10 protein-coding genes, 8 tRNA genes and 1 pseudogene are annotated in these 12320 nt (G+C 39.3%); 8 read left to right on the top strand and 11 right to left on the bottom strand.

Annotated features, from left to right (window positions below; translation table 11 throughout):
* Positions 1–36: 36 nt before the first annotated feature.
* From yccS to AC5YD2_RS01010, 4 genes are all read left to right on the top strand, one after another.
* Positions 37–2196: a YccS family putative transporter gene (gene yccS / locus AC5YD2_RS01025; protein ID WP_496124602.1), complete on the top strand. Its 2160-nt coding sequence runs from the start codon at positions 37–39 to the stop codon at positions 2194–2196.
* 99 nt (positions 2197–2295) lie between these two features.
* A complete protein-coding gene (locus tag AC5YD2_RS01020) occupies positions 2296–2856 on the top strand; it encodes a YcxB family protein (protein WP_496124526.1) in 561 nt (186 codons plus the stop codon).
* A 185-nt stretch (positions 2857–3041) separates the two neighbouring features.
* Positions 3042–5708, top strand: a complete 2667-nt coding sequence (locus tag AC5YD2_RS01015; protein ID WP_496124525.1) for a PepSY domain-containing protein — start codon at positions 3042–3044, stop codon at positions 5706–5708.
* Positions 5709–5886: 178 nt separating this feature from the next.
* Complete coding sequence (locus tag AC5YD2_RS01010) at positions 5887–6666, top strand: YdcF family protein (protein WP_496124524.1); 780 nt, start codon at positions 5887–5889, stop codon at positions 6664–6666.
* 74 nt (positions 6667–6740) lie between these two features.
* Here the strand turns inward: AC5YD2_RS01010 and AC5YD2_RS01005 are convergent, their stop codons facing one another.
* The 11 genes from AC5YD2_RS01005 to AC5YD2_RS00955 form a co-directional block, all read right to left on the bottom strand.
* Positions 6741–7208, bottom strand: coding sequence for a DUF2750 domain-containing protein (locus tag AC5YD2_RS01005; protein WP_496124523.1), 468 nt, complete (start codon positions 7206–7208; stop codon positions 6741–6743).
* Between the two features lie 111 nt (positions 7209–7319).
* Positions 7320–7395 (bottom strand) — tRNA-Val (locus tag AC5YD2_RS01000).
* A 97-nt stretch (positions 7396–7492) separates the two neighbouring features.
* A tRNA-Asp gene (locus AC5YD2_RS00995) sits at positions 7493–7569 on the bottom strand.
* A gap of 52 nt (positions 7570–7621) precedes the next feature.
* A tRNA-Val gene (locus tag AC5YD2_RS00990) sits at positions 7622–7697 on the bottom strand.
* Between the two features lie 29 nt (positions 7698–7726).
* A tRNA-Asp gene (locus tag AC5YD2_RS00985) sits at positions 7727–7803 on the bottom strand.
* Between the two features lie 12 nt (positions 7804–7815).
* Positions 7816–7891 (bottom strand) — tRNA-Val (locus tag AC5YD2_RS00980).
* 21 nt (positions 7892–7912) lie between these two features.
* Positions 7913–7989, bottom strand: a tRNA-Asp gene (locus tag AC5YD2_RS00975).
* 51 nt (positions 7990–8040) lie between these two features.
* Positions 8041–8117, bottom strand: a tRNA-Asp gene (locus AC5YD2_RS00970).
* A 25-nt stretch (positions 8118–8142) separates the two neighbouring features.
* A tRNA-Val gene (locus AC5YD2_RS00965) sits at positions 8143–8218 on the bottom strand.
* A 228-nt stretch (positions 8219–8446) separates the two neighbouring features.
* Positions 8447–8947: a cell wall-recycling L,D-carboxypeptidase ElsL gene (gene elsL, locus AC5YD2_RS00960; RefSeq protein ID WP_496124522.1), complete on the bottom strand. Its 501-nt coding sequence runs from the start codon at positions 8945–8947 to the stop codon at positions 8447–8449.
* A gap of 220 nt (positions 8948–9167) precedes the next feature.
* On the bottom strand, positions 9168–9569 hold the full coding sequence (locus AC5YD2_RS00955; RefSeq protein WP_496124521.1) for a YbaN family protein: 402 nt from the start codon (positions 9567–9569) through the stop codon (positions 9168–9170).
* Between the two features lie 85 nt (positions 9570–9654).
* Here AC5YD2_RS00955 and AC5YD2_RS00950 point away from each other — a divergent pair.
* From AC5YD2_RS00950 to dapE, 4 genes and pseudogenes are all read left to right on the top strand, one after another.
* Positions 9655–10164 (top strand): annotated as a pseudogene (locus AC5YD2_RS00950) (DUF1853 family protein); the annotation flags it as partial.
* Between the two features lie 221 nt (positions 10165–10385).
* Positions 10386–10721 (top strand): hypothetical protein, encoded by a 336-nt coding sequence (locus AC5YD2_RS00945; RefSeq protein ID WP_496124520.1) that lies wholly within the window; start codon positions 10386–10388, stop codon positions 10719–10721.
* Positions 10722–10839: 118 nt separating this feature from the next.
* A complete protein-coding gene (locus AC5YD2_RS00940) occupies positions 10840–10989 on the top strand; it encodes an entericidin A/B family lipoprotein (protein WP_496124519.1) in 150 nt (49 codons plus the stop codon).
* A gap of 194 nt (positions 10990–11183) precedes the next feature.
* On the top strand, positions 11184–12317 hold the full coding sequence (gene dapE, locus AC5YD2_RS00935; protein WP_496124518.1) for a succinyl-diaminopimelate desuccinylase: 1134 nt from the start codon (positions 11184–11186) through the stop codon (positions 12315–12317).
* The last annotated feature ends 3 nt before the right edge of the window (positions 12318–12320 follow it).

Genomic DNA, 12320 nt, shown 5'->3' with positions numbered 1-12320 from the left:
ACGAACAAAAAGGATTGGGGTTTGAATACTTGGTTGATGCAACTTAAAAAAGCAACCTATAACACTTCCATGATGTATAGCCTGCGAATGATTATTGCATTTTCAGGGACTGCCTTTATCCCCTACTTATTGGGTCAGCAAATAATGACTATTCCCTTAACATTGGGTGTGGTTGCAGCAGGTTTAAGTGATATTGATGACCGATTCTCGGTCAGAATCATGAACTTGATTTATACCTATATTGGTTTTTTTATTAGTGCTTCAGCAGTTCAACTGTTATTTCCTTATCCAATCGCCTTTGCCATTGGCTTAATTGGTGCATGCATTGGTTTGATTCTGCTTGGATCCTTAGGTCGACGTTATGCCACCATTTCCTATGGTTGTCTGGTCATTTCCGTATACACCATGCTCGGTGTCGATTTATTCGATGACTGGTATATGCAACCTTTGCTACTGGTTGTCGGCGCAATTTGGTATGGCATCATCGCGACCATTAGTTTTTTGATTTTTCCTGCACGCGAAGTTCAAGATCAACTTGCCAAAAGCTATTCATCTTTAGGTGACTTCTTATTTGCTAAATCAAATCTCTTTGATGTAGACATGACAGCAAACAGCTATCAAAAAAGTATGATTAGCCTATCGCTTGAAAATGGTAAGCTGGTTGAAATCTTTAACGGCATGCGTACCACCTTATTAACCCGACTTAAAGGTGACCGAGGTCAAAGTGATACACGTCGAAGTTTACAATATTATTTCGTTGCTCAAGACATTCATGAACGTGCAGATTCAGCGCACATTGATTACCAAATCTTGGCGAAAGTTTTTGAGCACAGTGATATTCTATTCCGCTTTCAACGTATTCTCAGCTTACAAGCCAAATCCTGTAAAGACCTGAGTGACAGTATTGCCAATCGAACCCTCTATGTGCACAACAGTCGTTTTGAGCACTCTTTTAGCAACTTAAAACTCTCCATTGAAAAACTCAAACAAGATCAAAATTACGATTTGATTTGGATTAATGCGCTGTATTCTTTATTTCAAAACCTAAAAGCCATTGATGCACAACTACGAAATGTAGAAACCGTACGTAGTATTAAGTTAGACAAAAGCAAACATATCGAAAACCAACTCAAAGATGATGATCTTAAAGGTTGGGAAGACATCGTGGCACGTATTCGCCAAAATTTAACGCCTGAATCCGTCTTATTCCGCCATGCGATTCGTTTATCAACCGTGCTACTGGTGGGTTATATCTTCGTTCAGGTGACCAATATTGAATATGGTTACTGGGTATTACTGACTGCTCTTTTCGTCAGTCAACCCAACTTTAATGCGACCAAACGTCGTTTGCGCTTACGTATTTTAGGCACTATGGCAGGTATTGTGTTAGGTTTCATCATTTTGTACTTCGTACCCTCAATCGAAGGTCAATTGCTGTTACTCGTGCTTAGTGGTGTGCTATTTTTTGATCTACGGAGTAAGCAATATGCTCAAGCCACAGCTTTTATCACCATTCTGGCGTTAATTAACTTTAATCTTGATGGTTTAGGCTTTGAAGCCGCCTTGCCTCGCATGATTGATACGATTATTGGTTGTGGACTGGCTTGGCTAGGCGTGACGTATATTTTTCCTGATTGGAAATTCCGTCGCCTCCCCCACACCATTTCACGTTCTATTGAAGCGCAATGCCAGTATATGTCTGAAATCATTAAACAATACCAACATGGGCGTAATAACAGCTTAAATTATCGAATCGTTCGTCGCGCTGCGCATAATCGCGATGCTGATGTTGCATCACTGGTTTCAACTCTTGCCACTGAACCTGATTTCGATCCAACACAGAAAGCCATGGCATTTGAGTTCTTATGTTTAAATCATACCTTCTTAAGCTATATCGCAGCTTTGGGTGCACATCGTGATCAGATTCAAGATCAAGAGACATTAAAGTTATTGGATCAAGCTTTAGATGATATACAAGGTGCTCTTCTTCATGATCAACGCCCAGAACTGAGCATTATCAATATGCAGCAACTGATTCGTAAACGTATGAATAGGACAGAAGAACTCGCTTCAAAAGAATTGATCGTATTACAACAACTTCAATTGATATTCAGTATATTGCAACAACTGAGTGGCTTAAAACAAAATTTAAGCCATGAACGAGATGAGCAATCCACTGAATTAGCATCGATATAATGCGATTTTTTTGCATGGCAAATTAGTACAATATACTCACTGATTGTATTAATTTAATGCTAAACTCCATTTAGATTTACACTTTTTGTTAATGACACTATGACTGCGAAAAACGTTTACGCCTACACCTTACAACCCGTTCCTTATGAAGTTTCTGAAGCTGAACAACGCAATGCTCAACTCGCTATTTGGCGCAGTACCAATAAAATTGGAACCAAAGCTTGGGCGATCATGGCAGCAGTTGTGGTGCTTTCTATTCTGGGTTTGATCTTCATTAAACATTATTCAAATGTGATTTGCTGGGTCGCACTTGCCTGTGTTGCCATCTACTTTTTAGTTCGTAAATTCGGACTAGAATGGTACGTCAAACGTAAAATGAATGAGTTCCCAGTTGAACAAATCAAAGGGATCAAACTTGGTGTACAACCACACGGCATCGTGATGCGCCAAAAAATGGGCTTACAAGAAGGCGTAGGTACAGTCGGTTGGAGTGACATTTATGAATGGTATAACACTCCAGATTTCATCTTGGTGAACTTTAAACTGAAAGGTCAACAAGGTGCTTATATCCTGCCTAAGCGCATGAATAGCAAGAATTTCTCTTTTGAAACTGTACGCAAACATTTGACTCAAACTGTTGGCGCGCCAAAATCTTTATAATCCTATTGATTTAAAAATTTTTTAATCAATTTCAATATTAAACCTCCTGTCATAGGAGGTTTTTTATGACCAACACTTTTTATTGAATGATAATGAGAATAAATATTATTCAAAATTCCACATTTTGCACATAGTCTTCATATATAATCCTTAAATCCTCCACATTTCATCCTAACTATAAGTTCATGCTCAAAAAAAGCTTTTTTCAGATCCATTGGTTTCTAGGTATTACTGCAGGTCTCATCCTTTCCTTAATGGGCGTGACGGGTGCAATTTATTCATACGAACAACAAATTCTAAAATGGATCAATCAGGACAGTTATATCGTTCAAGTTCAGGACTCAGCTAAACTTTCGCCTGCTGAAATCTATCAGCATTTCCATACGCATAATCCTGATCTAAAAATTAACAGTATTACAGTTGCATCCGCTCCAGATGAATCATCAGTAATCAATGTGGCGAAAGAAGGTCAACGTCGTGGTCTCAACATGATGATTAACCCCTACACCGCTGAGATGCTACCTGAGATCAAGGGCCGTGAATTTTTTGCTTTTATTCAGCAATTGCACCGTAACTTAACTGTGGGTCCTGTGGGTAAACAAATCACAGGTGCTTGTGCACTAATGTTGATCTTCTTTGTTCTCAGTGGTCTCTACCTACGCTGGCCTAAACGCCACACATGGAAACAATGGTTTGCAGTAAAACCGCAATTAAAAGGTCGTAATTTTATTTGGGATTTACATGCCGTTGTCGGTACATGGGTGATTATTTTCTATCTTATTTTCGCAATGACAGGACTATATTGGTCTTATGGTTGGTGGCGAGATGGAATGTTTAAAGTGCTTGGTGTTGAGCGTCTTCAAGCAACTCAAAATGTACAGTCTCAACGTGAACGACCAACGGAAGGTGCTGTCCATTCAGCAAATACGACCCAGTCTCAAGAACGTGGACAAAATGCTGAAAATACGCAAACTGGTGAACGTGGTGAACGTGGTGAACGTGGTGAACGTGGTGAACGAGAATCTCGTCCAAAGTCGATGGATTCAATCCAAACGCATCGTGCTTTAAATCAAGCATGGAGAGCTTTCCCGACGCAGATGAAATATGAGTATTCGACTCTAACCCTGACTTTGCCTAAAAAAGATGATGGAAAACTTGAGCTTAGTTTTGTTGATCAAGATATTCAGCATGAACGCGCTCGAAATAAAGCTGTTTATGATTATCATAATAATCAGTTTAAAGACGTTGAGCTTTATGAAGATAAAAAGCTCAATGAAAAAATCATGAGCAGTATGTTACCTGTGCATCGTGGTAGTTTCTTTGGCCCTGTTTATCAATTTGTCGCAATGCTGGCATCTTTAGCAATGCCATTATTCTTTGTTACGGGATGGATGCTTTATCTTAAACGCCGTAAGCAGAAGAAGCTCACATTAGCCGCAAAACAAACGGGCGCAGCACTGACCATTGATCCCAATGCCACGCCATGGCTGATCGCTTATGCTTCACAAACAGGTGTATCTGAACAATTGGCATGGCGTACGGCAAGCAGTCTTCAAGAAGCACACCAACCTGTAAGCGTCAAATCAGTTCAACAGTTAACTGAAAGCGACTTTAAAGATTCAACGCAGATTCTATTTGTTGCGAGTACCTATGGCACAGGTGAAGCACCAGATCTTGCCTCATCTTTTGAAAAGAAATGGCTCAACTCGACATTAGATTTAAGTCATCTTAACTATGCAGTACTTGCACTGGGCTCAAAAGAATATCCTGATAGTTACTGTAGCTTCGGTCATAAAATTGCTGCATGGTTAAAGCGAAACAATGCAAAAGCATTGTTTAGCACCATTGAAGTCAATAATGCCGATAACCATGATATTCAACGTTGGAATGATGCACTTGCTCAGGCCTCAAAACTTGATTTAGTGAAGATGTCGATTGATAAAGTCTTTGATGAATGGAAACTGAATCAACGTACTTTATTAAACCCCAATAGCCAAGGACAGCCTGCATTCAACATTGAGTTGACAGCTCAACATGAAGCAACATGGCAAGCAGGTGATATTGCTGAAATTCGCCCTGGGAATAGTGTGGAACGACTTGAATGCTTTATGCAAAAGTATCAAATCGATCCAAACGCTATGGTTGAATCGTTACAAATCAATATCAGCGATGCTTTACGCTATAAGCATCTGGATATTAACGTTGAACCTTTTGCCAATCTAGATCATTTAGTTGAGCAACTGAATGATTTGCCGACACGTGAATATTCAATTGCCAGCATTCCAGATCAACAAGTCCTACGCTTAGTCGTCCGCCAACAGCAGGATAGTGAAGGTAACCTTGGCTTAGGTTCTGGATGGCTAACTCAGCACACTGCCCTACGTGATCAAATTCAACTTCGTATTCGTACCAATGAATCGTTCCATCTGATTGGGGATAATCGTCCGATCATTTGTATTGGTAATGGTACAGGCATTGCAGGCTTAATGAGCTTAATCTCTGCACGTATACGTCAGGATTATACGGATAACTGGCTGATCTTTGGTGAGCGTGAGCAAGCACATGACTTCTTCTACAAAGAGACCATTCAAGCGTGGATGAATACTGCGATGCTTAAGCGTATCGACCTCGCTTTCTCTCGTGATCAATCTGAAAAAGTCTATGTACACCATAAACTTCGTGCAAATGCGGATGAGCTTAAAGCTTGGATCGATAAAGATGCAGTAATTTATGTTTGCGGTAGCATTGACGGCATGGCAATGGATGTTGATCATGCATTAATCGAGATTCTCGGTGAAGCGTGCATGGATGAACTGCGTGAAACTGGACGTTATCGTCGAGATGTATATTAATTTTTAGATTCAATCTTTCTTTCAATTATTTTCTTAAAGCCGAGCCTCAGTGCTCGGTTTTTTGTAGTACTTCAATGACAGCATGTATTTCGATTATTGATTAGATATTACCACTACTTCTGAATTACATTAACTTTAAGTATGATGCCTTCAACGACTATTGCTATCATGCTTAATCATGCAAATATACTTCAGAATAATACTCGCACTACTGGGTTTGATATTACTTATAGATGGATTGTATCTTTTAGCTCAGGGTAAAATTCATCTAGGCATCATTCTTCCTGTATTGATTGGCATAATCTTCTGTATACATGCCATTTTTTGGCAAGCGATTCAAAGTAAATTAAAGGGATCTAAACGCTTAAAAATGCTGTGGCAAGCTTTATGGGTTATTTTTGGAATTTGGCTGATCTCACTTCTGTTATTTTTTGCTTATATTCAGATCAACAAGAACAATGAGGCTGAAATCCAAGCTGTTAAAGCCATTATTGTATTAGGGAGCGGTCTCATTCAAGGGAAACCTTCTCCGACACTACAAGCGCGATTAGATCGAGCAGCAGAAATCTATCAGCACTCTCCTAATGCGATGATTATCGTCACAGGAGGTCTAGGATTAGCTCAAAAACAGACCGAAGCTCAAGTGATGTCTTTTTATCTTCAACGACATTATCAAATCAATTCCAATAAGATTCTGCTTGAAGATCAAAGTACCAGCACAGAACTCAATTTGAAAAATAGCAAACCACTCTTAATCCAGCTCCAGATCAGCTTAAGTGATCCCATTGCAATTACCACCAGTGACTTTCACAGCATTCGTGCTCAAGCCATTGCACATGAACAAGGCTATCGCAACGTTTATAGCTATAGTGCAAATACACCCCTCGAAACCCGCTATAACGCATGGTTAAGAGAATATTTTGCTTATATCAGTGGTTGGGTATTAGGTGAGTATTGAAAAAATTGGATGCTATTCTTTGTAGTTAAACTATAAAAGACCAATTGGCTCAACTTATTGGTTTTTTAAATCACTTATTTTGCATGTAAACGAATTTTACGTGGCAATGGTAATGGCTGATCTTCAAAGCGCTTGGGTTCTTTAATATACAAATCATAAAGATAAGCTTTCAAATCAACTAAAAACTGACGTCCAGATACCAATACATTTTGCCCTTCAGGCATTAAATTGATGGATAAATGTGTATTGTGCTGACGAATATAAGGCACAATATTCTCTACAAACTGATTCAGTGGAATTTCTTCAATTGCATAATCAGCCCATTTATCACGAATCAATAATTGAGCCAGATTCTTATTTTGCCACACGGCTAAAGTTTGTTGACCCGATGGTGTTGAACAGAGTGCCCAACCATCATTATATAAGCCATAGATTTTCGCTTGAGACACGATGGACTCAATGAATTGAGTATATTGCTCTTTAGGCGGAAGAATAGTATTCGAAATGGAAGTATTGGATTTCCGCTGATATGGATTTCTCATCATTGTTTTTATATAAAAATAATTATGTCAACATTTTATACAAAAAATGTGAAATAGGAATACTTTTTTAGATAAATATGAGATTTGTATAGACTTTCTAGAGAAGAAATATGGTGGGCGCTGACGGGATCGAACCGCCGACATTCTGCTTGTAAGGCAGACGCTCTACCAACTGAGCTAAGCGCCCTGAGGAAAAAAATTCATGAATTGAATTTTTGACGCAAGACAAACGCAGTGCGTAGTCTATGCAAATTCTAACCAATTTCCATTTCAGGGAATGAAAATGGCGCAGCGGACGGGACTCGAACCCGCGACCCTCGGCGTGACAGGCCGATATTCTAACCAACTGAACTACCGCTGCACGGCAAACTTATAAAATAAGTTTTATATCAAAAGATTCACATCTTAAGATATGGTGGGCGCTGACGGGATCGAACCGCCGACATTCTGCTTGTAAGGCAGACGCTCTACCAACTGAGCTAAGCGCCCTTAAAGGGTCTAACTATTTGACTTTAGGATGGCGCAGCGGACGGGACTCGAACCCGCGACCCTCGGCGTGACAGGCCGATATTCTAACCAACTGAACTACCGCTGCATCACAAAAATCTGGTGGGCGCTGACGGGATCGAACCGCCGACATTCTGCTTGTAAGGCAGACGCTCTACCAACTGAGCTAAGCGCCCTTAAAAGGTCTATTACGTAAATGGCGCAGCGGACGGGACTCGAACCCGCGACCCTCGGCGTGACAGGCCGATATTCTAACCAACTGAACTACCGCTGCACTTACATAATATTGCTATTAAAGCACAAACAACATGTTATCTGAATTAAGTGGCGCAGCGGACGGGACTCGAACCCGCGACCCTCGGCGTGACAGGCCGATATTCTAACCAACTGAACTACCGCTGCACTTAAAACATTTAACGTAAAGGCTTGGTGGGCGCTGACGGGATCGAACCGCCGACATTCTGCTTGTAAGGCAGACGCTCTACCAACTGAGCTAAGCGCCCTTTACGACTTCATCGTTTGTGTGGTGCATTATAGAGAATCCTCACAGCCTGTCAAACGCTTTTGCACAGGTTTATGTGTTTTTAAGTTTGAGTGATTAAAAAATAGATCATTTCAATCAAAAAAGCTGTTTTTTCGCTATTATCGATCTATTTATGATCTTATTTTTTAAAATATTTTTTCAATTTTAAAATGAAATTTTAGATCAAGTAGCATAGAGCGCTTAATGTTTAAGCTTTGATTTTACTTTCTGATAAAAAAACCAATGCACCCTCATCGATTAAATCAAAAACTTCTTTGACTTCTTTACTATTCATACGAATGCAACCGTGTGATTTTGGAATTCCCATAGGCTCTGTGTCTGGCGTGCCATGAATATAGATGTAGCGCTGATAGGTATCACATCCTTTACCGAGGTTAAAATCTTGTTCTAAACCCTTTAACCAAAGAATACGTGTCAAAATCCAATCACGTTCAGGATTTGACATACCCAAATCTTCATCATAGACCTCCCCCGTCCACTGTCTTGCTTTGAAAACAGCATTGATGGGTAAATCATGTCCGAATTTATTTTCAACGCGATGCCAACCTCGAGGAGTTTTACCAGAATTTTCCTGCTCACCAATACCATTCAAACCACTCGAGATCACATAGAACTTATTTTGTTTAGGCAATGACAAGGTTTGTGATTCTAGATCAATCACAATGTCGGCTTGGTCTAATGCATACATATATAAAGCCCTACCAGTAACAATGGTTTTTAAAGTTGATTCTCATTGAATGGGGTTTAATAAAACTCATAGCCCATTGATAAAAGTTATATTGAACACCAGCTCATCAGAAATCCAATTATAACGACTAGAACGAAAGTAAATACTTTAGAGATTGTACTTGAATGGTTGAATCATTTTTACAGTCGAAAATTGGTATTTAAAAGTGGTTAGTACGCAATTAATCCACACTTTTATTTTCGTTCTGAATCTTTTCAGTGTATGAAGGCTTTTCAGGACGCGTCCATAACCAAATGGCAACGATCAGCATCGTCACATCGGTAAATATTTTCACCATTAAAGGTGCAGTCGTCATCAGCATTAAAATCGCACTCATCAACATCATGATACTCGCAAACCATTTAGCCTTGCGAGGCACCGTGCCATGTTCACGCCAATTTCTGAGTGTATGTCCATATTTAGGGTGGTTGAGCAACCAAGCATCCATTTGTGGCCATCCTTTTGAAGCTGCCCAAGCTGCTAAGATCAGAAATACTGTCGTTGGCATACCGGGCAAAATAGCCCCTATAAAACCTAGTACCACAAATACAATCACTAGGCTGCGCCAAAACAATATCTTCATACCACAACTCATTCAAATGAATCTCATCAGTATATATGTTTTTGTGGCAGAATCTGTTTGTAAAATGCTGTTCTCACCTATTGTGATGGTCTTAGAGTCTGTTATGACAAATCTTTTTGAGCCGTGGTTATCTTTCAAACATCCTCTCGTCAGACAACTGGCTTTTGCTATTGCCAGCCCGAATATTTTAAAACAGATTCCTCAAGACTTAGTGTTAAAACATGCTTTTGAACTACATCCTGATATCTTTTGGCAACAACAATTTGAACAATACCGCTCTCGATTAGAACAATTAGATTTAAATCCAAATGAACTTACCCATTTTATAGCGAAGCTTAAAAGCACACGTTTAGGACTTCGATTTGAATACTTAATGTGGTTTTGGTTGCAAGATAGTGAATATCATCATTTGAAAATCATTGGACACAGTATTCAAATCATTGACGGTCGGCATACGGTAGGCGAACTTGATTTCTTGATCCTGAATCAAATGACTCAACAGGTCGAACATTGGGAAGTAGCGCTTAAATTTTATTTATCTGAACCCAGCTTATTACTTAAAGAGTGGTATGGCTTAAATCGGAGTGACACCTTATTTAACCCGAATCGCGGATAAGGATTTTTCTTTAAAATCATAAGCTAAATTTAATTTTATGATTAGTTTTTAGTGTTATCAGACCAAAGCATAGACTTTTTTATGCTCAAAATGATGGATAAGTCTCAAGAAGAATGATCTCATTTCCTTAAGCAGGATTCGGGTTATTTAGAAAACTGAATCACTTCTCTCAAAAACAATTTCAATTCGATCATATTGATTTGAATCAACAACAGTACAAAATTGATCGAAAATTTGCTGTACTGAAAGGACAGTTATACCTACCCGAAACTATTCCTCAAAATCAGTACACATCATCAATTTCATCTCCAATTGCGAGTTGGGTCAATCCAGCACGACGTATAGGTCAATGGGGATATCATATTCGATCTGATTTTTATCGTGTAGAACGCCAAGAGTGGATTTGTACTCAGCAAGCTCAAAGCTCACCCAATGCAGTTTGGTGGTACGATGGTTTATACCGAAATTATCAAACTTTAGAAGAGTTTATGTTTCGTCAAGCCGAATATATACATAGCAGTGTAAAGATCTTGTAACGACTTCTTGCTTAAAATACACACAATAACATTCAAGTAATAAAAAGCTCATACTTTTTTAGTTGATTCATTTCTATGCTGTTTACACATCAGAATAAATTACAAACTGGAGATGATGATGACAAAAATATTAGCTGCTTCTTTATTGGTTGCTTTCGCTTTAACTGGTTGTAATACTTTTAAAGGCGTGGGAAAAGACGTTTCTAAAGCAGGTGATGCAGTATCAAATACTGCTGAAAAGACTTCAGAAGAAATCCGTCGTAACTAAGATAGAATCACGTTAAAAATCAGTTTTTATAATTTATTTTTAACCAATTAATATGATTCTTGATTATAAAAAAACCTTATCTTTGATAAGGTTTTTTTATTTATCCTACAAATAATCAGCTTCAAAAATATACATTATCATTTAGAAAGTGCATCGATTATGATAATTAGAAATATTGACTAGATATTACTCCAATGACGCAATCTGCTACTTTAGATTTAAGCTTAGAACTACTCCGTCAACCTTCTGTAACCCCTGAAGATCACACTTGCCAAACCATTATGGCTAATCGGCTCAAAAAAATCGGGTTTAATATCGAAAATATGCGTTTTGAAGATGTAAATAATCTTTGGGCGCGTCGTGGAACAGAAGCTCCTGTGTTTTGCTTCGCTGGACATACGGATGTCGTACCAACAGGTAAATTAGATGCATGGGAATCAGACCCATTTCAGCCTGAGATTCGTGATGGAAAACTCTATGGTCGTGGCAGTGCAGACATGAAAACCGCATTGGCAGCTATGGTGGTTGCTTCTGAACGCTTTGTGGAAAAACACCCTAATCATAAAGGTTCGATTGCATTCCTCATTACATCCGATGAGGAAGGTCCTTCGATTAATGGTACGGTTAAAGTTGTTGAAGCGTTAGAAGCACGAAATGAAAAACTCACTTGGTGTTTAGTTGGAGAGCCATCGAGTACCCACACGCTTGGTGATATCGTTAAGAATGGTCGTCGTGGCTCACTGAATGCCAATTTGACAGTCAAAGGTAAGCAAGGTCATGTTGCTTATCCTCATTTGGCAATCAATCCCATTCACACCGCTGCAAGTGCTATTGCGGAGTTATGCGAAACGGTTTGGGATCATGGTAATGAATACTTTCCTGCTACGACTTTCCAAATTTCAAATATTAATTCAGGTACCGGTGCAACCAATGTTGTTCCAGGCACAATGAATACTTTATTTAATTTTCGTTATTCAACAGAAGTGACTGCTGAAGAGCTTAAAGCACGCACTTTGGAAATTTTGGATCGTCATGGTGTTGAGTACGACATTCATTGGACACTTTCAGGTTTACCCTTCTTAACTCCTGTAGGTGAATTGGTCAATGCCGCTCGTACTGCCATCTTCAACGTGACAGGGACTGAAACACAACTATCCACGTCTGGTGGAACATCTGATGGCCGCTTTATTGCCCCTACAGGTGCGCAAGTGCTTGAATTGGGTGTATTGAATGCCACCATCCATCAGATTAATGAACATGTCAACATTGCTGAATTGGAGCCTTTGGCTGAGATTTACGAGCAAATTCTCGTTGAACTCTTAGCGTAGTTA

The sequence above is a fragment of the Acinetobacter sp. CY73 genome, from assembly GCF_059515865.1.
This window is presented reverse-complemented; position numbering and strand designations above follow the sequence as displayed.